Annotated in this window: 27 protein-coding genes; 25 read left to right on the top strand and 2 right to left on the bottom strand. The window is 65.1% G+C overall.

Going from position 1 to position 20816, the window contains the following annotated elements; translation table 11 throughout:
• Positions 1–363 precede the first annotated feature (363 nt).
• A complete protein-coding gene (locus M3B11_RS08760) occupies positions 364–1230 on the top strand; it encodes a hypothetical protein (protein ID WP_259877119.1) in 867 nt (288 codons plus the stop codon).
• On the opposite strand, the gene M3B11_RS08755 is transcribed toward M3B11_RS08760, so the two are convergent.
• Complete coding sequence (locus M3B11_RS08755) at positions 1178–2203, bottom strand: 6-phosphofructokinase (RefSeq protein ID WP_259877118.1); 1026 nt, start codon at positions 2201–2203, stop codon at positions 1178–1180. The two genes, M3B11_RS08760 and M3B11_RS08755, sit on opposite strands and share 53 nt — an antisense overlap.
• A 55-nt stretch (positions 2204–2258) precedes the next feature.
• Entirely contained in the window at positions 2259–2942 is a 684-nt protein-coding gene (locus M3B11_RS08750) for a DUF1707 domain-containing protein (protein ID WP_259877117.1), read from the bottom strand.
• Positions 2943–3438: 496 nt separating this feature from the next.
• On the opposite strand from M3B11_RS08750, the gene rpsL reads away from it, so the two are divergent.
• The 24 genes from rpsL to rplF all read left to right on the top strand — a co-directional run bounded on the left by rpsL (position 3439) and on the right by rplF (position 20815).
• On the top strand, positions 3439–3813 hold the full coding sequence (rpsL, locus tag M3B11_RS08745) for a 30S ribosomal protein S12 (protein WP_102161472.1): 375 nt from the start codon (positions 3439–3441) through the stop codon (positions 3811–3813).
• Positions 3813–4283, top strand: coding sequence for a 30S ribosomal protein S7 (gene rpsG / locus M3B11_RS08740; protein ID WP_170273283.1), 471 nt, complete (start codon positions 3813–3815; stop codon positions 4281–4283). Before rpsL ends, rpsG begins: the two co-directional genes overlap by 1 nt.
• Before the next feature lie 72 nt (positions 4284–4355).
• Positions 4356–6461 carry an elongation factor G gene (gene fusA / locus M3B11_RS08735; RefSeq protein WP_259877116.1) on the top strand — a complete coding sequence of 702 codons (2106 nt, stop codon included), beginning with the start codon at positions 4356–4358 and terminating at the stop codon, positions 6459–6461.
• Positions 6462–6560: 99 nt separating this feature from the next.
• Complete coding sequence (tuf, locus tag M3B11_RS08730; RefSeq protein ID WP_191724906.1) at positions 6561–7769, top strand: elongation factor Tu; 1209 nt, start codon at positions 6561–6563, stop codon at positions 7767–7769.
• Positions 7770–8022: 253 nt separating this feature from the next.
• Positions 8023–9330: an extracellular solute-binding protein gene (locus M3B11_RS08725; RefSeq protein ID WP_259877115.1), complete on the top strand. Its 1308-nt coding sequence runs from the start codon at positions 8023–8025 to the stop codon at positions 9328–9330.
• Positions 9327–10313 (top strand): carbohydrate ABC transporter permease, encoded by a 987-nt coding sequence (locus M3B11_RS08720; protein ID WP_259877114.1) that lies wholly within the window; start codon positions 9327–9329, stop codon positions 10311–10313. The genes M3B11_RS08725 and M3B11_RS08720 overlap by 4 nt, the downstream gene beginning before the upstream one ends.
• Positions 10314–10316: 3 nt before the next feature.
• A complete protein-coding gene (locus M3B11_RS08715; RefSeq protein WP_259877113.1) occupies positions 10317–11165 on the top strand; it encodes a carbohydrate ABC transporter permease in 849 nt (282 codons plus the stop codon).
• 75 nt (positions 11166–11240) lie between these two features.
• Positions 11241–12506, top strand: a complete 1266-nt coding sequence (locus tag M3B11_RS08710; protein ID WP_259877112.1) for an ABC transporter ATP-binding protein — start codon at positions 11241–11243, stop codon at positions 12504–12506.
• 430 nt (positions 12507–12936) lie between these two features.
• Complete coding sequence (gene rpsJ, locus M3B11_RS08705) at positions 12937–13245, top strand: 30S ribosomal protein S10 (protein WP_009379191.1); 309 nt, start codon at positions 12937–12939, stop codon at positions 13243–13245.
• A 9-nt stretch (positions 13246–13254) separates the two neighbouring features.
• Entirely contained in the window at positions 13255–13929 is a 675-nt protein-coding gene (rplC, locus tag M3B11_RS08700) for a 50S ribosomal protein L3 (RefSeq protein WP_259877111.1), read from the top strand.
• A 5-nt stretch (positions 13930–13934) separates the two neighbouring features.
• Positions 13935–14612 (top strand): 50S ribosomal protein L4, encoded by a 678-nt coding sequence (rplD, locus tag M3B11_RS08695; RefSeq protein WP_259877110.1) that lies wholly within the window; start codon positions 13935–13937, stop codon positions 14610–14612.
• On the top strand, positions 14609–14908 hold the full coding sequence (gene rplW, locus M3B11_RS08690) for a 50S ribosomal protein L23 (protein WP_259877109.1): 300 nt from the start codon (positions 14609–14611) through the stop codon (positions 14906–14908). Before rplD ends, rplW begins: the two co-directional genes overlap by 4 nt.
• Before the next feature lie 32 nt (positions 14909–14940).
• Positions 14941–15777: a 50S ribosomal protein L2 gene (gene rplB / locus M3B11_RS08685; protein ID WP_259877108.1), complete on the top strand. Its 837-nt coding sequence runs from the start codon at positions 14941–14943 to the stop codon at positions 15775–15777.
• A gap of 15 nt (positions 15778–15792) precedes the next feature.
• Complete coding sequence (gene rpsS / locus M3B11_RS08680; RefSeq protein ID WP_102161493.1) at positions 15793–16074, top strand: 30S ribosomal protein S19; 282 nt, start codon at positions 15793–15795, stop codon at positions 16072–16074.
• A gap of 39 nt (positions 16075–16113) precedes the next feature.
• Entirely contained in the window at positions 16114–16497 is a 384-nt protein-coding gene (gene rplV / locus M3B11_RS08675; protein ID WP_165884685.1) for a 50S ribosomal protein L22, read from the top strand.
• The gene (gene rpsC / locus M3B11_RS08670) at positions 16497–17318 is read left to right on the top strand and encodes a 30S ribosomal protein S3 (RefSeq protein ID WP_259877107.1); all 822 of its coding nucleotides are present in this window, start codon (positions 16497–16499) and stop codon (positions 17316–17318) included. Before rplV ends, rpsC begins: the two co-directional genes overlap by 1 nt.
• Positions 17319–17321: 3 nt before the next feature.
• Positions 17322–17738: a 50S ribosomal protein L16 gene (rplP, locus tag M3B11_RS08665; RefSeq protein ID WP_259877106.1), complete on the top strand. Its 417-nt coding sequence runs from the start codon at positions 17322–17324 to the stop codon at positions 17736–17738.
• Positions 17739–17740: 2 nt separating this feature from the next.
• Positions 17741–17992, top strand: coding sequence for a 50S ribosomal protein L29 (rpmC, locus tag M3B11_RS08660; protein WP_102161503.1), 252 nt, complete (start codon positions 17741–17743; stop codon positions 17990–17992).
• Complete coding sequence (gene rpsQ, locus M3B11_RS08655; RefSeq protein WP_102161504.1) at positions 17992–18288, top strand: 30S ribosomal protein S17; 297 nt, start codon at positions 17992–17994, stop codon at positions 18286–18288. The genes rpmC and rpsQ overlap by 1 nt, the downstream gene beginning before the upstream one ends.
• 196 nt (positions 18289–18484) lie before the next feature.
• On the top strand, positions 18485–18853 hold the full coding sequence (rplN, locus tag M3B11_RS08650; RefSeq protein ID WP_102161506.1) for a 50S ribosomal protein L14: 369 nt from the start codon (positions 18485–18487) through the stop codon (positions 18851–18853).
• Between the two features lie 2 nt (positions 18854–18855).
• Positions 18856–19224 carry a 50S ribosomal protein L24 gene (gene rplX, locus M3B11_RS08645; protein ID WP_102161507.1) on the top strand — a complete coding sequence of 123 codons (369 nt, stop codon included), beginning with the start codon at positions 18856–18858 and terminating at the stop codon, positions 19222–19224.
• The gene (gene rplE / locus M3B11_RS08640; protein ID WP_259877104.1) at positions 19224–19796 is read left to right on the top strand and encodes a 50S ribosomal protein L5; all 573 of its coding nucleotides are present in this window, start codon (positions 19224–19226) and stop codon (positions 19794–19796) included. The genes rplX and rplE overlap by 1 nt, the downstream gene beginning before the upstream one ends.
• A 66-nt stretch (positions 19797–19862) precedes the next feature.
• Positions 19863–20261 (top strand): 30S ribosomal protein S8, encoded by a 399-nt coding sequence (rpsH, locus tag M3B11_RS08635; protein WP_259877103.1) that lies wholly within the window; start codon positions 19863–19865, stop codon positions 20259–20261.
• A 17-nt stretch (positions 20262–20278) separates the two neighbouring features.
• Positions 20279–20815, top strand: coding sequence for a 50S ribosomal protein L6 (gene rplF, locus M3B11_RS08630; protein ID WP_259877102.1), 537 nt, complete (start codon positions 20279–20281; stop codon positions 20813–20815).
• Position 20816: the final 1 nt, after the last annotated feature.

Genomic DNA, 20816 nt, shown 5'->3' with positions numbered 1-20816 from the left:
ACGTCGGCGGGGGGGGGGCCACCCCCCCCCCCCCCCCCGCCCCGTTGGCATTCACCCCCGGTTTCCCACAGCTGGCAGCAACTGTGCACATCTCTGTGGACAGTGCGCATCATGCCCGGTCTCACGCGGTTTTCGGCCCCGTTCCCGAGGTGGGAATCGCCACTGCTCGTTCCCGCGGCCTACGTTTCGGTAACCCGTCTGCATGCCTTGTGTGACGGGGGAGGGCGGGGAGTGCGACGGTCGCGTAACGGAGCGTGAGTAACCTCCTGCACATCTGTGGACATACCTGTGGGCAGATTGCGGCTTTTCCACAGACCGCGGCAGCCTCTGGCCATCGTGGGCCGTGGGCAGCAGGGTGGCAGCATGGACACGACAACACCGCTCCGCCGTTGGGAGCCGACAGCGATCACGCACACTGCAGCAGCAGTGCTGCCCGAGCCCCTCCCGCCCCTGGCGCCCTCTGACGTCATCTCGCATGAGACCGCCGCACGTCTGCACGGCATGCCTGTCATCGGTTCGGCCGACGAGGCGCCGATGCATGTCTCGCACCCGCGCAAGGGGGTGGAGTCGGCGCTCCTGCGGCGCTGGCGCAACCCGGTGCTGCCTGCCGACCGCCTGACGATCGGCGACCTGCAGATCACCAGCCCGGTCCGCACGGTCATCGACGTGGCCCGCGACGTCGGGATCATCGCGGGGGTGCTGGCCGCTGACCATCTGCTGCGCGGTGCGCACGACCGGGAGCACACCCGGCGAGAGCTGCACACCGTGGCTGAGACGCAGCAGCGGCGCAACCGCTTCGCCCAGGTCCGGATGGTGCTCCGCACCGCCACCGGCGAGGCGGTGATACCGGCTGAATCGGTGCTGCTCGCCGTGCTGCGGGGTCTGGGGATCACCGGTTTCCGCCAGCACGTTGTGCTGCCGGGGGCCGAAGAGCCGGCCGAGGGAGCGGCAGTGTCGTTCCTCTTTCCCCGCCCGCGTGTCGTCGTCGACGTCTGGCGGCCAGGGGAGAATATGCAGGTGCTCGAATCGGCCTATGAGTCGATCCGCGCACTCGGCTACGAGGTCGTGGCCTTCGATGCGCACGAGCTGCTGGCACTGGCAGCAGACCCCGCGGCAGCCGGCCAGCTGCAGGATCAGGTGGCGGCGCGACTGGCGCCCACCCTGCTGGCTGACGAGTTCAGCCGAGCAGCGCCTGGACTTCATCCCACCTGTGCTGCGGGACGAACTTGAGCCGGTCGACTGCCTCGGCCATCGGCACCCGGATGATGTCGGTGCCGGTCAGACTGGCCATCTGACCCCAGTCGGCGTCGTGACACAGATCGACTGCCGCCATTCCGAGCCGGGTGGCGAGCACCCGGTCATAGGCCGTCGGGGAGCCGCCGCGCTGCAGGTGGCCGAGCGTCACCGCCCGGGTCTCCAAGCCGGTGCGCTCTTCGATGATCGGGGCGAGGTGGTTGCCGATGCCGCCCAGACGCACCCGCCCGTGCTTGTCGAGACCGGCATCTGAGACCTGGTCGTCACGCCCCTCGGGCACGAAGCCCTCCGCCACGACGACGAGCGGGGCGCGGCCGCGATCCCACGCTGAGCGCACCCAATCGCAGATCTGCTCGTAGCCGACCGGGAACTCCGGGATGAGGATGGCATGCGCACCACCGGCCATGCCGGACTGCAGCGCGATCCAGCCGACGTTGCGCCCCATGACCTCGAGCACCATGCAGCGGTGATGGCTTTCGGCTGTCGTGCGCAGACGGTCGATCGCCTCGGTGGCGATCTCCTGGGCGGTGTCGAAGCCGAAGGTGTAATCGGTGTTGTCCAGATCGTTGTCGATCGTCTTCGGCACGCCGATGACCGGCAGCCCCTCGTCATCAGCCAGTCGCGAGGCGCCGGCCAGCGTGCCCTCGCCGCCGATCGCGATGACGGCGTCGATGCCGCGCGCGGCCATCACCTCGTTCATCTTCTCCGGCCCGCCGCCTGAGTACGGGTGCGTGCGCGAGGTCCCGAGAATGGTGCCGCCGCGCGCGCCGATGCCGCGGACATCGACCATATGCAGCGGATGGATGTCGTCTTCGAGCAGCCCGCGCCAGCCGTCGCGGATCGCGGAGAAGCTGTAGCCGTACTGGCGGATGCCCTTGCGCACCGCGCCTCGGATGACAGCGTTGAGTCCGGGACAGTCGCCGCCGGAGGTCAGAATGCCGATGTTCACTGCAGGTCCTCTCGGGTCGGTTTCAGGTTCGGGTCAGGTCGGTTCACGCGAGCGCTCAGCGGTCCTCGGGTGTCCAGTTCGGGTCGAGCTTGACGTCGTGGCCGGCCATGAGGTTGAAGCCGTCGAGGATGAGGGTGCCGTTGGAGCCGTCGCCGCTGGCATTGCGGGCAACGTCGTTGCCGGCGAGGAAGTTGACGGTGTTGTCGATGACCTTGACGCCGGCCGGCACGTAGATGTCGTGGCCGGCCATGATCGCGACGTTCGTGAGCCTGAGCTCCACGCCGGGGCCCATCACCTCGTGCAGGTAGATCTCGCTGCCGCCCATGAGCGCATACGTCTCGACCTTCGAAGTGCCGGCGACGATCGTCTTCGCGGAGCCGCCGAGGACTGCGATGTCGTAGACGGGTTTGCCGGTGCCGGGCGTAGCTGGCGGAATATGCTTGCGGCGGTGCGACAGCGCCGTGCCCGAGGCGCCGTGCCCGTGGTCGATTCCGGCCTCGGCACGCAGGCGGGCCAGCAGCTCATCGCCTTCGGGCAGGTCGTCGATGAGCTCGGGGAGCTCCGCAAGGAACTTCGTCGCCATTGTCGCCTCCTGCCGCTCATCGAGTTCTGTGGGGTCGAGGCGACCGGAGGCGTGGGCGGCGGAGAGGACGTCGAGGACGGCGTCGCGGTCCTGATCGCCGGCGCGCAGCTTGCGGGGCCGGTCGCTGTCTCCGGCGCTGGGTACGAGGTCGGACATGTGCCCAGCATAACCAAGTCCGGCGAACGGAACGTGACCTGCGCGTAACGCCGCCGATTGGGAGCATTCGCGGCGCAGCCCACCGCGCGAGTCGAAGCGGATTCTCCGCACGGAACCAGGCGCTGAGGTCGTTTTGACCGGCGGCGCCGCCACCGTCTAGGCTGTACTGTGACTGATTGTGATCAGATCGTGTCCGCATGCGCGCACGAGGCTGTGTCACCCGCTCCGCACCGGGTGACGAGGAGCAGCCGCGGGCGGTGTCATGCAGGCCGCAAGGCCCCATCGGTTCTCTGACTGGCTGTTTCGGCAGCTCGACAAGGGCGCCCTGCCATCATGGCACATCCGGTTCCGGATGCAGCGGGGAATCGCGGGGACTGGGGACGGGCAGGCAGCTTCACCCGCTCCCAGCAGGACATGTCCGAGGGTGCGGACGGCACAGCAGGCGCTGTGATCGCCATCGGACTTAGGTATATCGAGAAGCATCGGAGAATATTCAGTGCCTACAATCCAGCAGCTGGTCCGCAAGGGCCGGCACGACAAGGCCGCGAAGAACGCGACGCCTGCCCTCAAGGGCAGTCCGCAGCGCCGCGGCGTGTGCACCCGCGTGTACACCACCACTCCCAAGAAGCCGAACTCGGCACTGCGCAAGGTCGCACGTGTCAAGCTCTCCAGCCAGATCGAGGTGACCGCCTACATTCCGGGCGAGGGCCACAACCTGCAGGAGCACTCGATCGTGCTGGTCCGCGGAGGCCGAGTCAAGGACCTCCCCGGCGTGCGCTACAAGATCGTGCGCGGATCGCTCGACACCCAGGGTGTCAAGGGCCGCCAGCAGGCACGCAGCCGTTACGGAGCCAAGAGGGAGAAGAAGTAATGCCACGTAAGGGTCCCGCCCCCAAGCGACCGGTCGGCATCGACCCGGTCTACCACTCGCCGCTGGTCACCCAGCTCATCAACAAGGTGCTCCTCGACGGCAAGCGCTCCACCGCTGAGCGCATCGTCTACAGCGCCCTCGAAGCCGCCGCTGAGAAGGCCAACACCGACGCGGTTTCGCTGCTCAAGAAGGCCCTGGACAACATCCGCCCGGCGCTCGAGGTCCGCTCGCGCCGTGTCGGCGGTGCGACCTACCAGGTGCCGGTCGAAGTGCGTGCAGCGCGCTCGACCACCCTCGCTCTGCGGTGGCTCGTCGGCTTCGCCCGTCAGCGCCGTGAAAAGACCATGACCGATCGCCTCCAGAACGAGATCCTGGATGCGAGCAACGGTCTGGGCGCCGCTGTGAAGCGCCGCGAGGACATGCATAAGATGGCCGAGTCCAACAAGGCCTTCGCCCACTACCGCTGGTAAGCGACGCTGGGCCGGACCGGCCCGACCCGGTCCGGCCCGCTGTCCAACTCAACGAGACGGAAGAGAGACACCGTGGCACTCGACGTGCTGACTGACCTCAAGAAGGTCCGCAACATCGGCATCATGGCTCACATCGATGCCGGTAAGACCACTACCACCGAACGCATCCTGTTCTACACCGGTGTGAACTACAAGCTCGGCGAGACCCACGACGGCGCCTCGACGATGGACTGGATGGAGCAGGAGCAGGAGCGTGGCATCACGATCACCTCGGCTGCCACCACCTGCTACTGGGAAGACAACCAGATCAACATCATCGACACCCCGGGCCACGTCGACTTCACCGTCGAGGTGGAGCGCTCGCTGCGCGTGCTCGACGGTGCCGTTGCCGTGTTCGACGGCAAGGAAGGTGTTGAGCCGCAGTCCGAGACCGTGTGGCGTCAGGCTGACAAGTACGACGTTCCGCGCGTGTGCTTCGTCAACAAGATGGACAAGCTCGGTGCTGACTTCGACTTCACCGTCAAGACCATCCGTGAGCGCCTCGGAGCCAAGCCGCTGGTCATCCAGCTGCCGATCGGTGCTGAGTCCGACTTCCGTGCTGTCATCGACCTTGTTGAGATGAAGGCCTGGGAATGGCCCGACGAGTCGAAGATGGGCCAGGACATGGCCGAGATCGAGATCCCCGAGGAGTTCAAGGCACGCGCCGAGGAGATGCGCGCGAACCTCATGGAGGATGTCGCTGAGGCCAGCGAAGAGCTCATGGACAAGTACCTCGAAGAGGGCGAACTCACCATCGACGAGCTCAAGGCCGGCATCCGCCAGCTGACCATCTCCTCTGAGGCGTTCCCGGTGATGTGCGGTTCGGCGTTCAAGAACAAGGGCATCCAGCTCGTGCTCAACGCCGTCATCGACTACCTCCCGAGCCCGCTCGACGTCCCGGCTGTCGAGGGCTACGCCCCCGGCAAGGAGGACGAGGTCGTCACGCGCGAGCCGCGCAAGGACGGACCGTTCGCCGGCCTGGCCTTCAAGGTCGCCAGCCACCCGTTCTTCGGAACGCTGACCTACGTCCGCGTGTACTCCGGAACCGTGAAGTCGGGTGAGCAGTTGCTCAACACGACCAGCGGCAAGAAGGAGCGCGTCGGCAAGATGTTCCAGATGCACTCGAACAAGGAGAACCCTGTCGAGGAAGCAGTCGCCGGACACATCTACGCATTCATCGGCCTCAAGGAGACCACCACCGGCGACACCCTGTGCGATGCACAGCAGCCGGTCGTGCTCGAGTCGATGTCCTTCCCAGAGCCTGTCATCTTCGTCTCGATCGAGCCGAAGACCAAGGGCGACCAGGAGAAGCTCTCGACCGCGATCCAGAAGCTGGTCAAGGAGGATCCGACCTTCACCGTCAACCTCAACGAGGAGACGGGCCAGACCGAGATCGGCGGCATGGGCGAGCTGCACCTCGATGTGTTCGTCGACCGCATGAAGCGCGAATTCAAGGTCGAGGCCAACATCGGCAAGCCGCAGGTCGCCTACCGCGAGACCATCCGCCGCAAGGTGGAGAAGGCCGATTACACGCACAAGAAGCAGACTGGCGGTTCCGGCCAGTTCGCCAAGGTGCAGGTCACCATTGAGCCCATGGAGGTCACTGGCGACCAGATCTACGAATTCGAGAATGCCATCACCGGCGGCCGCGTGCCGCGCGAGTACATCCCGAGCGTCGACCAGGGCATCCAGGATGCCATGCAGATGGGGGTGCTGGCCGGCTACCCGCTGGTCGGCATCAAGGCCACCCTTGTGGACGGCCAGTACCACGATGTCGACTCCTCGGAGATGGCGTTCAAGATCGCCGGCTCGATGGTCCTCAAGGAGGCCGTCCAGAAGGCGAGCCCGGCTCTGCTCGAACCGCTCATGGAGGTCGAGGTGCGCACCCCTGAGGAATACATGGGTGACGTGATCGGCGACCTGAACTCGCGGCGCGGACAGATCCAGTCGATGGAGGATGCCACAGGCGTTAAGGTTGTCCGTGCGCATGTTCCGCTGTCGGAGATGTTCGGCTACATCGGCGACCTGCGGTCGAAGACCCAGGGCCGCGCTATGTACTCGATGCAGTTCCATAGCTATGCGGAGGTCCCGAAGGCTGTCGCCGACGAGATCATCCAGAAGACCCGCGGCGAAGAGTAATCTCGCCCGTTGCCGCCGGCGCCAGCCGGCAGCTGTCAACAACAGAAAAGGCGCGGGGCATGAACCGCATGTCCCGAACCAACCACGAGGAGGAACCCAGTGGCAAAGGCTAGTTTCGACAGGACTAAGCCGCACGTCAACATCGGTACCATTGGTCACGTTGACCACGGTAAGACGACTCTGACCGCGGCTATCACGAACGTTCTGGCAAACAAGTACCCGGACCTGAACCAGGCTCAGGCCTTCGACCAAGTCGACAACGCGCCGGAAGAGAAGCAGCGCGGCATCACCATCAACGTCTCGCACGTTGAGTACGAGACCGAGAAGCGTCACTACGCACACGTCGACGCCCCGGGCCACGCTGACTACATCAAGAATATGATCACCGGTGCCGCTCAGATGGACGGCGCGATCCTCGTGATCGCCGCCACCGACGGCATCATGGCGCAGACCCGCGAGCACGTCCTGCTCGCCCGCCAGGTCAACGTTCCGTACCTGCTCGTCGCTCTCAACAAGACCGACGCGGCACTCGCTGAGTACGGCGACGACGCTGATGAGATGCTCGAGCTCGTCGAGATGGAGATCCGCGACCTGCTCGGTTCGCAGGACTTCGACGAGGACGCCCCGATCGTCCGCGTCTCGGCTCTCAAGGCTCTCGAAGGCGACCCGGAGTGGGTCAAGACCGTCGAGGCGCTCATGGACGCCGTCGACGAGAACGTTCCGGAGCCGGAGCGCGACATCGACAAGCCGTTCCTCATGCCTGTCGAGGACGTCTTCACCATCACCGGCCGCGGCACCGTCGTGACCGGTCGTGTGGAGCGCGGCGTGCTGCTGCCGAACGAGGAGATCGAGATCGTCGGCATCAAGCCGCAGTCGCAGAAGACCACCGTCACCGCCATCGAGATGTTCCGCAAGACCCTGCCGGACGCTCGCGCCGGTGAGAACGTCGGCCTCCTGCTCCGCGGCACCAAGCGCGAGGACGTCGAGCGCGGCCAGGTCATCTGCAAGCCGGGCTCGATCACCCCGCACACGAAGTTCAAGGGCCAGGTCTACATCCTGCAGAAGGAAGAGGGCGGACGTCACAACCCGTTCTACTCCAACTACCGCCCGCAGTTCTACTTCCGCACCACCGACGTCACCGGTGTCATCGAGCTGCCGGAAGGCACCGAGATGGTCATGCCGGGCGACAACGTTGAGATGACCGTTGAGCTCATCCAGCCGATCGCTATGGAAGAGGGCCTGCGCTTCGCCATCCGCGAAGGCGGCCGCACCGTCGGTGCCGGCCGTGTCACCGAGATCATCGCCTGATCACTGATCAGATGATGTGATCGACACACGATCACACTGAAGCCCCGGGAGTCATTGCGACTCCCGGGGCTTCGTGCATTCAGCGCCCTGAACTGGTCTTCTGGTCGGCTCTTCCCGCACATTCGCCGATTCTCCGCTAAGGTGAGACCAGAATTGTGGTGTGTCTTGCAGGATCCCTCAATGCACCGCACAGGGCTGCACGGCACCGGCGAGGTTCGCAAGAACCGCGAGACGGAAGGCTGGAGGAGCGCTGATGACGGATCCATCCCGCCGCCGCAGGACCCGGCTGCTGGCCGGAGCGGCGATGGCGACAGCGACGCTCATGGCCCTCAGCGGCTGCGGCACGCAAGAGGACGCGAAGACGCTGACGTGGTACATCGACCCCGACAACGGCGGCAAGGCGGCAATGGCCGAAGCCTGCACCGAGGCCTCCGGGGGCAAATACACGATCCAGACCTCGATGCTGCCCAGCGACGCCGCCGGTCAGCGCGAGCAGCTCATCCGAAGGCTTGCCTCCAAAGACGCCTCGATCGACATCATGAGCATCGACACCGTCTACGTTCCTGAGTTCGCCAACGCCGGCTTCATCGCCCCGGTGCCTGAGGAGTACGTCGACGAATTCACCGATGACGTCGTCGAGGCGGCAGTCGAGTCGTCGATGTGGGAGGACCAGCTCGTCGTCGCCCCCGTTCAGGCCAACACCCAGATCCTGTGGTACCGCAAGTCCGTCGCCGAGGCGGCCGGCCTCGACATGGAGAAGCCGGTCACCTGGGATCAGATCATCGAAGCGGCCAAGGACCAGGACAAGGAGATCGGCGCCCACGGCATCCGCGCCGAATCGCTGACCGTGTGGGTCAACGCGCTCTACGAATCCCAGGGCGAGGCGATCGTCAAGGACCCCGAAGCCGAACCCGAGGACACCGAACTCGGCCTCGACTCCCCAGCAGGGGAGAAAGCCGCGCAGATCGTCGACACGATCGGCTCGGAGGGCCTGGGCGGCCCGAACTTCTCCAACCTCGACGAGCAGGGCGCGATGCTGCGCTTCCAGGGTGAGAACGGCGGGTTCATGGTCAACTGGCCCTTCGTCTACCCAGCCATGAAGGCCGCCGTCGAGGACGGCAGCCTCGACCAGGAGGTCTTCGACGACGTCGGCTGGGCTCAGTACCCCGCGGTCGAAGAGGGCACACCGGGTGCCGCACCGCTCGGCGGTGGCAAGCTCGCCGTCGGCGCGTTCTCCGACCACCAGGACGAAGCCTTCGAGGCGATCAGCTGCATCCGCGAGACGCAGAAGCAGGCCGAGTACTACATCACCGACGGGCTGCCGCCGGCCACCCGCGCCGCCTTCGACGACCCGAAGGTGCAGGAGGAGGCCCCGTACTCCGAAGCGATCCTCGACTCGCTCGACGTGGCGAAGCCCCGCCCGCTCTCGCCGTACTACAACGGCATCACCGGCGGCATCCAGCGATCCTGGCACCCGCCGGCTGACGTCAGCCCCGAGAGCACACCGAAGACCTCAGCCGATCTCATCCTCGAGATCCTGCGTGGAGAGGCGCTGCTGTGACCAACGACGACACACACCTGCTCACGACCTCCAAGACCGAGGCGACGGACGCCGCGGCAGGACAGGGCGCCTCGGCGACGGGCAAGCGGAAGGGCAAGGCGCACAAGTCCCAGCGCACGAAGGACGAGGCGCGCTTGGGCCTCATGCTCGCCTGGCCGGCCGGTGCCGTGCTGCTGCTGGTGACCGGCTACCCGATCCTCCAGGCGGTCTACCAGTCGTTCTTCAACAAGCGGCTGACCGACCCGGACAACGCCTACTTCAACTGGGGTCTCAACTACGTCACCGTGCTGACCGACCCGCTGTGGTGGCAGACCCTCGGGTTCACGCTGCTCATCACCGTCTTCACCGTCGCCGTCGAACTCGTCCTCGGCTTCGCTTTCGCCGTCGTCATGCTCAATGCGCTCAAGGCGGTGCGCGGGCCGATCCGCACGATCATCCTCATCCCCTACGGCATCATCACCGTCGTCGCGGCGTTCTCCTGGAAGTACGCCTTCGACCTGGGCACCGGCTTCGTCGGCACCTGGCTGGGGATGGAGAGCTTCGACTGGTTCGGCAACTTCTGGTCCTCCTTCGCCGTCATCTCCCTGGCCGAGATCTGGAAGACCACCCCGTTCATCTCACTGCTCATGCTCGCCGGGCTCGCGCAGATCCCCGGCGACATGCTCGAAGCGGCCACCGTCGACGGCGCCAGCCGCTGGCAGCGCCTCGTGAGGGTGACCCTGCCGAACATGAAGGCCTCGATCATGGTCGCGCTCATGTTCCGCACCCTTGAGGCCTTCCGCATATTCGACTCGGTCTTCGTCATGACCGAGGGCGCCAACGGCACCGCCACGGTCTCCTCACTGGCCTACGACCAGACGATCTCGCAGCTGCAGACCGGCCTCGGCTCGGCAGTCTCCGTGCTGCTGTTCATCGCTGTCGGCCTCATCTGCCTGCTGTTCATCAAGGGCTTCAACGTCAACCTCGGTGCAGGGAAGGAGTAGGACATGAATTCCGGCAAGAAGACACCGCTGGCGACCTTCGGCTGGATCGCCGCCTTCATCCTCATCGGGCTGTGGGCGCTGTTCCCGGTCGTGTGGACCCTGTCGCTGTCGCTCAAGAGCTCAGCTGACGTCTCCAACCGTCAGTTCTGGCCCACGCAGATCAGCTGGGAGAACTACGACCTCATCATCAACGGGGCGGCGCGCGACCTGTTCCTGCCGGCGCTGCGCAACTCGATCGCGATCTGCCTCATCGCCACGCTCATCGCCGTCATCCTCTCCACCCTGGCCGCCTACGCGATCGCCCGGCTGGAGTTCCCCGGCAAGCGGTTTGTGCTCTACATGTCGCTGGCGGTGACGGTCTTCCCGGTCATCTCGCTCGTCACCCCGCTGTTCAACCTGTGGTCGGTCGTCGGGCTCTACGACACCTGGCTCGGCCTCATCATCCCGTACCTGTCGCTGACCCTGCCGATCTCGATCTGGACGCTGACCTCGTTCTTCCAGCAGATCCCGTGGGAGCTCGAGCAGGCCGCCCAGGTCGACGGCGCGAAGTCCTTCCAGGCCTTCCGCAAGGTCATCATCCCGCTGGCCGCTCCCGGCGTGTTCACCACGGCGATCATCGCCTTCTTCATCGCCTGGAACGACTTCCTCTACGGCATCTCGCTGACATCGACCTCAGCGGCCCGCCCGGTCCCGGCGGCGCTGTCGTTCTTCACCGGCGCCAGCCAGTTCGAGGAGCCGGCGGGCGCGATCGCGGCCGCCGCGATCGTCGTGACCATCCCGGTCATCATCATCGTCCTCGCCTTCCAGCGCCAGATCGTCTCCGGCCTGACCTCGGGTGCGGTGAAGGGATGACCCGCACCACCACCTCGGCAGCGGCCAGCGACCGCGCGTCACGCACAGCTTCGGCACCCCATTCAGGAGATCAAGATGGCTGAAATCGACCTCAAGAACATCGTCAAGCGCTACGGCGACGGCTTCCCTGCCGTCAACGACGTGTCGCTGAGCATCGACAACGGCGAGTTCGTCATCCTCGTTGGGCCCTCCGGCTCCGGCAAATCGACCCTGCTGCGGATGATCGTCGGCCTCGAGGACATCACCGAAGGCGAGCTGTTCATCGACGGCAAGCGGGTCAACGACCTGCCGCCGCGCGACCGCGACCTGTCGATGGTGTTCCAGAACTACGCCCTGTACCCGCACCTGACGGTCTACGAGAACATCGCCTTCCCGCTGCGCCTGAACAAGGAGCACTATGACGAGAACGAGGTGAGCGCGCGCGTCGAGCGGGCCGCGAAGATGCTCGAACTCGGCGAGCACCTGCAGCGCAAACCGGGCAACCTCTCCGGCGGCCAGCGTCAGCGCGTGGCGATGGGCCGGGCGATCGTCCGGGATGCCAAGGCGTTCCTGTTCGACGAGCCGCTGTCGAACCTCGACGCGAAGCTGCGCGGCCAGATGCGCACGGAGATCGCGCGCATGCAGCGCCAGCTCGGCGTGACCACCGTCTACGTCACCCACGACCAGACCGAGGCGATGACGCTCGGCGACAAGGTTGCAGTGCTCAAGCGCGGCGCACTGCAGCAGTACGCCAGCCCGCAGGAGCTCTACCGTGAGCCGCTCAACCTGTTCGTCGCCGGGTTCATCGGCTCCCCGTCGATGAACTTCCTGCCCGTCGAGTACACCGACGGCCGACTCAGCTCGCCGTTCGGTGACTTCGAACTGCCCGGCAAGCGGGCCAAGGGGCTCAAGGACGCCCCGCAGCTGCTCATCGCCGGCATCCGACCCGAGGCCTTCCGCGATGCGACCCTCATGGACGCTGATGAGCGCGACCGCGGCGCCGTCATCACTGCGAAGGTCGACGTCACCGAATGGCTGGGCAACGAGATCTACGCCTATCTGCCCTTCGAGCCCAAGCCCGAGGTGCAGGAAGCGCTCGACGAGCTCGACCGCGACCTCGACGGCGAGGGCATGCGCCCGCAGGTCGTCGCCGCGCTCGAGCCGAGCTCGCAGGTCCGTGAGGGTGATGACGTCGAGCTGTGGTTCGACCCGGCCGACGTCATGGTCTTCAACCCCGAGACAGGGGAGAACCTCACCCGCGACGAGGACCGCGCCCGCGAGATCGGCAAGCGCGTGGAGGAGCAGCGCAAGCGCGCACTCGAGCGGGCGCAGTCCGAAGAGGGCTCGATCGTCTCGAACTGACACCCGTGCAGCCGGCAGCGGCTGCGATTGCGTGAGCGCACCCGGTTATCGTGCCGGGTGCGCTTCGCTGTCCGCTCCCGAGGCGGTGACGCGCCTGCGTGCGGAAGCTCACGCGGCGCTGCCAGGTGTGCTTGGGTGCCCGATTTGCCTCTCGGTGAGCGGCTGTGACAGTATAGACAAGTTGCGTTTTGGGCAGATGACCCCTGCACTGCGGCCGCTGTGCCGCGAACAGCCCAGAATCGACCGGAAGAATCTGGATGATCCGGGTTCGTCTGCACCGGGCAGCCATTTGATGATGTGTGTGCGTTCGGCCGGAAGGCGAGAGCGACACGCCCGACCTCGGGGGTCGGTCACAGCAAGCCGGCGCAGACCATGCGATCCGTACGGACCATGGTTGATGGCCGGAGGACCAACAGAAAGAGACGAAGCCATGGCGGGACAGAAGATCCGCATTCGGCTCAAGTCGTACGACCACGCCGTCATCGACAGTGCAGCACGCAAGATCGTGGACACTGTGACGCGCGCGGGAGCTACGGTTGTGGGCCCAGTGCCGCTGCCGACGGAGAAGAACGTGTACTGCGTCATCCGTTCGCCGCACAAGTACAAGGACAGCCGCGAGCACTTCGAGATGCGCACGCACAAGCGCCTCATCGACATCGTTGACCCGACGCCGAAGGCCGTCGATTCGCTCATGCGCCTCGACCTGGCCGATGACGTCAACATCGAGATCAAGCTCTAAGGGGGAGTAATGGCCAACACCCGTTCACAGCCGCTCCCCACCACACGTGCCGTCAAGGGCCTCATGGGCACCAAGCTCGGCATGACCCAGGTGTGGGACGAAAACGCCAACCTTGTTCCGGTGACTGTGGTCAAGGCTGACGCCAACGTCGTCACCCAGATCCGCAGCGAAGACGTCGACGGCTACTCGGCCGTCCAGCTCGGCTTCGGTGAGATCGACCCGCGCAAGGTCGACAAGCCGACCTCCGGCCACTTCGAGAAGGCCGGTGTCGCTCCGCGTCGTCACCTCGTCGAACTGCGCACCTCCGATGCTGCCCAGTACGAACTCGGCCAGGAGCTGGGCATCGAGGTGTTCGAGGCCGGCGCCAAGGTCGACGTGACCGCCACCAGCAAGGGCAAGGGCACCGCTGGTGTCATGAAACGCCACAACTTCGCCGGTGTCGGAGCCTCGCACGGCCAGCACCGCAACCACCGCAAGGCCGGCTCGATCGGCGGGGCTGCCACCCCCGGTCGCGTCTTCAAGGGCATGCGGATGGCCGGACGCATGGGCAACGTGCGCCGCACCACCCAGAACCTGACGATCCACGCTGTCGACACCGACAACAACCTGCTCCTCATCAAGGGCGCCGTCCCCGGCCCCAAGGGAGCAGTCGTGCTCGTTCGCTCCGCAGCGAAGGAGGCCTGAGAGAGATGACTGAAACCAAGACCATCGACGTCCTCGACGCCGCCGGCAAGAAGTCCGGATCCGCTGAGCTGCCCGCAGCAGTCTTCGGCATCCAGACCAACGTGCCGCTCATCCACCAGGTTGTGGTGGCTCAGATGGCTGCCGCACGTCAGGGCACCCACAAGACCAAGACCCGCGCTGAAGTGCGCGGCGGCGGCCGCAAGCCGTACCGCCAGAAGGGCACCGGCAACGCCCGCCAGGGTTCGATCCGCGCTCCGCAGTACGCCGGCGGCGGCATCGTCCACGGCCCGGTGCCGCGCGACTACTCGCAGCGCACCCCCAAGAAGATGAAGGCCGCGGCCCTGCGCGGCGCCCTGTCCGACCGCGCCCGCCTCGACCAGATCTTCGTGGTCAGCGCTCTCGTCGACGGCGAAAAGCCCTCGACGAAGCAGGCACGCGCAGCCCTGGAGAACATCTCGACACGGCCGAACAAGCTCGTGGTGATCGAGCGCGGTGACGACCTCACCGAGCGCAGCGTGCGCAACCTGCCGAAGGTTCACGTGCTCACTGCCGAACAGCTCAACACCTACGACGTCCTCATGGCTGATGACATCGTCTTCACCGAAGCCGCTCTGCAGCGCTTCCTCGACATGTCGTCGGTTCAGAAGAACACGGCTGAGTCCGGTGAGGAGGAAGCCAAATGAGCGTCACGTTCAAGGACCCACGCGACATCATCATCGCGCCCGTCGTGTCTGAGAAGACCTACGCGCTGATGGACGAAGGCAAGTACACCTTCCTGGTGGACCCGCGTTCGAACAAGACTGAGATCAAGTACGCAATCGAATCGATCTTCGGTGTCAAGGTGGCATCGGTGAACACCCTCAATCGCGAGGGCAAGCGCCGCCGCACCCGCACCGGCTGGGGCAAGCGCAATGACACCAAGCGTGCCATCGTCGCCCTCAAGGACGGTTCGATCGACATTTTCGGCGGATCGCTCTGAGAGCGGTCAGACCTGAAGAAGGATAGAGACTCATGGGAATCCGTAAGCACAAGCCGACGACCCCGGGCCGCCGCGGCTCATCGGTCGCCGACTTTGTAGAAGTGACCCGGTCTACGCCGGAGAAGTCGCTTCTGCGTCCGCTGCCCAAGAAGGGCGGACGCAACAGTCAGGGACGCATCACCACCCGCCACCAGGGCGGAGGCCACAAGCGCCAATACCGTGTCATCGACTTCCGTCGCCATGACAAGGACGGCGTGCCGGCACGTGTTGCGCACATCGAATACGATCCGAACCGCACGGCTCGCATCGCGCTGCTGCACTACGCGGACGGGGAGAAGCGCTACATCATCGCCCCGGACAAGCTCAAGCAGAACGACCGCATCGAAGCCGGACCGACGGCTGACATCAAGCCGGGCAACAACCTCGCACTGCGCAACATCCCGGTCGGCACCGTGGTCCACGCAGTCGAGCTGCGTCCGGGCGGCGGTGCGAAGATCGCCCGCTCCGCCGGCGCATCGGTTCAGCTCGTCGCCAAGTACGGCCCCTACGCTCAGCTGCGTATGCCGTCGGGTGAGATCCGCAACGTCGACGCCCGCTGCCGTGCCACGGTCGGCGAGGTCGGCAACGCCGAGCAGTCGAACATCAGCTGGGGCAAGGCCGGCCGTATGCGGTGGAAGGGCAAGCGCCCGACCGTCCGCGGTGTCGTCATGAACCCGGTGGACCACCCGCATGGCGGTGGCGAGGGCAAGACCTCCGGTGGCCGTCACCCGGTCAGCCCGTGGGGTCAGCTCGAAGGCCGCACCCGCCGCCCCAACAAGGAAAGCGACAAGCTCATCGTGCGTCGCCGCCGTACCGGCAAGAAGCGTTGATAGGGAGCCTGAAACATGCCTCGTAGTCTGAAAAAGGGCCCCTTCGTTGACGAGCACCTCTTCAAGAAGGTTGATGCTCAGAACGAAAAGGGCACCAAGAACGTCATCAAGACGTGGTCCCGTCGCTCGATGATCATCCCGGACTTCCTGGGACACACGATCGCCGTGCACGACGGACGCAAGCACGTTCCGGTGTTCATCACCGAATCCATGGTCGGGCACAAGCTCGGCGAATTCGCCCCGACGCGGACGTTCCGCGGCCACGACAAGGACGATCGGAAGGGCAAGCGCCGCTGAGGCGCTGCCTGACGATCGGCAGAGAGAGAGAAGGAAACGATGGAAGCCACGGCGAAAGCACGCTACCTGCGTGTCACGCCTCAGAAGGCTCGTCGCGTCGTTGACCTCATTCGTGGTCAGCAGGCGACCGAAGCCCTCGCGGTGCTGAAGTTTGCAGAGCAGTCGGCCTCCGAACCGATCTACAAGCTGGTCTCCTCCGGCATCGCCAATGCGCGTGTCAAGGCAGACAAGCTCGGTGAGGCCTTCAACGAAGACGACCTGGTCATCTCCGAAGCATTCGTAGATGAAGGACCGACCATGAAGCGGTTCCGCCCGCGTGCCCAGGGGCGCGCCGGTCGCATCAACAAGCGCACCAGCCACATCACCGTGGTGCTCGCATCCGGTGATGACGCCAGCGCTGACGGACGGAAGGAAGACCGCTGATGGGCCAGAAGATCAATCCCAATGGATTCCGTCTCGGAATCACCACCGACCACAAGTCCAAGTGGTTCGCCGACTCGACCAAGCCGGGTCAGCGCTACAAGGACTACGTCGGTGAAGACGTCAAGATCCGCGCGATGCTCTCCGACGGGCTCGAGCGCGCCGGCATCTCGAAGGTCAACATCGAGCGCACCCGCGACCGTGTGCGCGTCGACATCCACACCGCCCGCCCGGGCATCGTCATCGGGCGTCGCGGCGCGGAGGCCGACCGCATCCGCGGCAAGCTCGAGAAGCTGACCGGCAAGCAGATCCAGCTCAACATCCTCGAGGTCAAGAACCCCGAGATCGACGCGCAGCTCGTCGCTCAGGGCGTGGCCGAGCAGCTCGCCAGCCGCGTGGCCTTCCGCCGCGCAATGCGCAAGGCGATCCAGTCGGCCCAGCGCGCTGGTGCCAAGGGCATCCGCGTGCAGTGCTCGGGCCGTCTCGGCGGCGCTGAGATGAGCCGCTCGGAGTTCTACCGCGAAGGCCGTGTGCCGCTGCACACCCTGCGTGCGAACATCGACTTCGGCCTGTACGAAGCGCACACCACCTTCGGCCGCATCGGCGTGAAGGTCTGGATCTACAAGGGCGACATGACCGACAAGGAGCTCGCCGCACAGGAAGCTGCGCAGCCGAGCCCCCGCGGAGGTCGCGGTGGTCGCGGCGGTCGCGGTGGTCGCGGTGGACGCGGTCGCGGCGGCGAACGCCGCAACGACGCCCAGCAGAAGACGAACGACAACACTGCCGACGCAGCTCCGGCTGCACAGGCCGGATCGGAGGGCTGATCTATGCTGATCCCTCGCCGAGTGAAATACCGCAAGCAGCACCACCCCAGGCGGCGTGGACTGGCGACCGGCGGCACGACCGTGGCGTTCGGTGACTACGGCATCCAGGCTCTCGAGCCGGCGTACGTCACCAACCGTCAGATCGAGGCTGCGCGTATCGCCATGACCCGTCACATCAAGCGTGGCGGCAAAGTCTGGATCAACATCTACCCGGACCGCCCGCTGACCAAGAAGCCTGCCGAAACCCGCATGGGCTCCGGTAAGGGCTCGCCGGAATGGTGGGTTGCAAACGTCAAGCCGGGTCGCATCATGTTTGAGATCGCCGGCGTTTCGGAAGAAGTGGCACGCGAGGCACTGCGCCTGGCCATCCACAAGCTTCCGCTCAAGGCTCGCATTGTGTCGCGTGAAGGTGGTGAATGACAATGGCGATCGGTTCCAAGGAACTCAACATGGACGCCCTCGACGGCTTCGACAATGACCGTCTTGTCGAAGAACTGAAGAAGGCCAAAGCCGAACTGTTCAACCTCCGGTTCCAGTCCGCCACTGGTCAGCTCGAAAGCCACGGACGCCTCAAGGCCGTCCGGCGCGACATCGCACGGATCTACACCGTGCTGCGTGAGCGCGAGCTCGAGATCCGCTCGAACCCGGCAGCTGCCAAGGAAGAGGATAAGTAATGGCCGAGCAGAAGACTCAGCCGGCACAGGCTGAAGCCGCTCCGGAACGCGGGTCGCGCAAGACCGCTCGCGGCTACGTCGTTTCGGACAAGATGAACAAAACCATCGTCGTCGAGGTCGAAGACCGCAAGATGCACCGCCTCTACGGCAAGATCATGCGCACGACGAGCAAGCTCAAGGCACACGACGAGGACAACACCGCCGGCATCGGCGACCTCGTTCGGATCGCCGAGACCCGTCCGCTGTCGGCCACCAAGCGCTGGCGTCTCGTTGAAATCATCGAGCGCGCCAAGTAAGATGGTGTGGTTTGCTCGACGAGGCACCGGTTCCACCGGTGCCTCGGCGGGCGTCCAGCTCAGCTGACGCCCCATCACCCTCCCGGTCCCGTCTTATCCGCGGCGGCCACCGGGCCTGGGGCGGACATGAAGAATACAGACGTTCCGTCAGGCTCATCAGATCGGTGAGAACCGACGCGACGACAGGAGAGAACAAGTGATCCAGCAGGAGTCGCGACTCAAAGTCGCCGACAACACCGGTGCCAAGGAGATCCTGGCCATCCGGATTCTCGGCGGTTCAGGTCGACGTTACGCCGGAATCGGCGACACCATCGTCGCCACCGTCAAGGACGCTATTCCCGGTGGCAACGTCAAGAAGGGCGATGTGGTCAAGGCCGTCATCGTCCGCACCCGCAAGGAACGCCGTCGCAACGACGGCTCGTACATTTCATTCGACGAGAACGCAGCCGTCATCCTCAAGACCGACGGCGAGCCCCGTGGAACACGTATCTTCGGACCGGTCGGTCGCGAGCTGCGCGACAAGAAGTTCATGAAGATCATCTCGCTCGCTCCGGAGGTGCTGTGAGTATGGCGAACAAGCTCAAGATCAAGAAGGGCGACCTCGTCCAGGTCATCTCGGGTGCTCGTCAGGAGCGCGGCGGCGACCGCGGCAAGCAGGGCAAGGTTCTGGCCGTCTTCCCGGATACCAACCGAGTTCTCGTCGAAGGCGTCAACCGCGTGAGCAAGCACAAGCGCGCCGGACAGACAGCCTCGGGCGCAACCGCCGGAGGCATCGAGATCCACGAAGCGCCGATCCACATTTCCAACGTCATGCTGGTCGACCCGACGGACAACAAGCCGACTCGCGTGGGATACCGCGAAGAGGTCGTTGACCGCGACGGTCGCAAGCGCACCGTGCGGGTCCGCATCTCGCGCCGGACCGGGGAGGACATCTGATGACTGACACCACTGTGCAGAACCGTCCCCTGCCGCGTCTCAAGCAGGTCTACCGCGAAGAGATCGTGGCGAAGCTGCAGGACGAGTTCGGCTACTCGAACCCGATGCAGGTTCCGACCCTGACCAAGGTCGTCGTCAACATGGGTGTCGGAGACGCCGCCCGCGACTCGAAGCTCATCGAAGGCGCGATCCGCGACCTGACCCTCATCACCGGTCAGAAGCCGGTCGTGACGAAGGCCAAGAAGTCGATCGCCCAGTTCAAGCTGCGTGAAGGACAGCCCATCGGCGCACACGTCACCATGCGCGGCGCCCGCATGTGGGAGTTCCTCGACCGCGTCGTCTCGCTGGCACTGCCGCGTATCCGCGACTTCCGCGGACTCTCGGACCGCCAGTTCGACGGCAACGGCAACTACACGTTCGGCCTGACCGAGCAGTCGATGTTCCACGAGATCAACCAGGATGCCATCGACCGCGTGCGCGGTATGGACATCACGGTTGTCACGACCGCCAAGACCGACGACGAAGGCCGTGCGCTGCTCCGCCACCTCGGCTTCCCGTTCAAGACCAATTAAGCACTACGTTGCAGGTCCGGCCGGACGCCCGGCAGGAAACCGCAACGAGGAAGGGCAGAAGCCCACATGACAATGACTGATCCCGTCGCAGACATGCTTACGCGTCTGCGCAACGCCAACTCGGCGTATCACGAGGATGTCAGCATGCCGTACAGCAAGCTGAAGTCCAGCATCGCCCAGATCCTCAAGGCAGAGGGCTTCATCGCCGACTGGAGCGTCGAAGACGCCGAGGTCGGAAAGAAGCTCATGCTCGACCTGAAGTTCGGTCCGAACCGTGAGCGTTCGATCGCCGGTCTGCGCCGCATCTCGAAGCCGGGTCTGCGGGTCTACGCCAAGTCCACCAACCTCCCGAAGGTCCTCGGTGGTCTGGGCATCGCGATCCTGTCGACCTCCTCGGGTCTGCTGACTGACAAGCAAGCCGCAAAGAAGGGCGTGGGCGGAGAAGTCCTCGCCTACGTCTGGTAAGGGAAGGAGAGCAAGCAATGTCACGCATTGGCAAGCAGCCGATCTCCGTTCCGTCTGGTGTTGAGGTCAACATCAACGGCCCCGAGCTCGACGTCAAGGGACCGAAGGGCAATCTCTCGGTCACCATCCCGGAGCCCATCTCGGTGAAGCTCGACGACGGCACGCTGACCGTCGAGCGCCCCAACGATGAGCGCGAGTCCCGTGCCCTGCACGGCCTGACCCGCACCCTGATCAACAATCAGATCATCGGCGTCACCGATGGCTACTCCAAGCAGCTCGAGATCGTCGGCACCGGTTACCGTGTGCAGGCCAAGGGCCAGAACCTCGAGTTCTCCCTCGGCTACAGCCACACGATCACCGTCGAACCGCCGGAGGGCATCACCTTCCAGGTCGAGGGATCGAACAAGGTGACCGTCACCGGCATCGATAAGCAGCTCGTCGGAGAGACCGCAGCGAACATCCGCAAGCTGCGCAAGCCGGAGCCCTACAAGGGCAAGGGCGTGCGCTACGCCGGCGAACAGATTCGCCGCAAGGTTGGAAAGGCTGGTAAGTAAT

The organism is Brevibacterium sp. p3-SID960 (assembly GCF_025144725.1).
Classification (GTDB): Bacteria; Actinomycetota; Actinomycetes; order Actinomycetales; family Brevibacteriaceae; genus Brevibacterium.
Note: the sequence above shows the minus strand (reverse complement) of the source record. Positions and strands in the feature narration are given on the sequence as shown.

Bases quoted from the DNA above. Each gene is read 5' to 3' on its own strand.
- M3B11_RS08715 (WP_259877113.1), top strand. From the start codon at position 10,317: ATGAATTCCGGCAAGAAGACACCGCTGGCGACCTTCGGCTGGATCGCC.
- M3B11_RS08760 (WP_259877119.1), top strand. From the start codon at position 364: ATGGACACGACAACACCGCTCCGCCGTTGGGAGCCGACAGCGATCACG.
- rpsG (WP_170273283.1), top strand. From the start codon at position 3,813: ATGCCACGTAAGGGTCCCGCCCCCAAGCGACCGGTCGGCATCGACCCG.
- M3B11_RS08725 (WP_259877115.1), top strand. From the start codon at position 8,023: ATGACGGATCCATCCCGCCGCCGCAGGACCCGGCTGCTGGCCGGAGCG.
- rpsS (WP_102161493.1), top strand. From the start codon at position 15,793: ATGCCTCGTAGTCTGAAAAAGGGCCCCTTCGTTGACGAGCACCTCTTC.
- rplW (WP_259877109.1), top strand. From the start codon at position 14,609: ATGAGCGTCACGTTCAAGGACCCACGCGACATCATCATCGCGCCCGTC.
- rplC (WP_259877111.1), top strand. From the start codon at position 13,255: ATGGCCAACACCCGTTCACAGCCGCTCCCCACCACACGTGCCGTCAAG.
- rplE (WP_259877104.1), top strand. From the start codon at position 19,224: ATGACTGACACCACTGTGCAGAACCGTCCCCTGCCGCGTCTCAAGCAG.
- rplV (WP_165884685.1), top strand. From the start codon at position 16,114: ATGGAAGCCACGGCGAAAGCACGCTACCTGCGTGTCACGCCTCAGAAG.
- rplP (WP_259877106.1), top strand. From the start codon at position 17,322: ATGCTGATCCCTCGCCGAGTGAAATACCGCAAGCAGCACCACCCCAGG.
- rplX (WP_102161507.1), top strand. From the start codon at position 18,856: ATGGCGAACAAGCTCAAGATCAAGAAGGGCGACCTCGTCCAGGTCATC.
- M3B11_RS08750 (WP_259877117.1), bottom strand. From the start codon at position 2,942: ATGTCCGACCTCGTACCCAGCGCCGGAGACAGCGACCGGCCCCGCAAG.
- rpsH (WP_259877103.1), top strand. From the start codon at position 19,863: ATGACAATGACTGATCCCGTCGCAGACATGCTTACGCGTCTGCGCAAC.
- rplD (WP_259877110.1), top strand. From the start codon at position 13,935: ATGACTGAAACCAAGACCATCGACGTCCTCGACGCCGCCGGCAAGAAG.
- rpsQ (WP_102161504.1), top strand. From the start codon at position 17,992: ATGGCCGAGCAGAAGACTCAGCCGGCACAGGCTGAAGCCGCTCCGGAA.
- rpmC (WP_102161503.1), top strand. From the start codon at position 17,741: ATGGCGATCGGTTCCAAGGAACTCAACATGGACGCCCTCGACGGCTTC.
- rpsC (WP_259877107.1), top strand. From the start codon at position 16,497: ATGGGCCAGAAGATCAATCCCAATGGATTCCGTCTCGGAATCACCACC.
- M3B11_RS08710 (WP_259877112.1), top strand. From the start codon at position 11,241: ATGGCTGAAATCGACCTCAAGAACATCGTCAAGCGCTACGGCGACGGC.
- rpsJ (WP_009379191.1), top strand. From the start codon at position 12,937: ATGGCGGGACAGAAGATCCGCATTCGGCTCAAGTCGTACGACCACGCC.
- rplF (WP_259877102.1), top strand. From the start codon at position 20,279: ATGTCACGCATTGGCAAGCAGCCGATCTCCGTTCCGTCTGGTGTTGAG.
- rplB (WP_259877108.1), top strand. From the start codon at position 14,941: ATGGGAATCCGTAAGCACAAGCCGACGACCCCGGGCCGCCGCGGCTCA.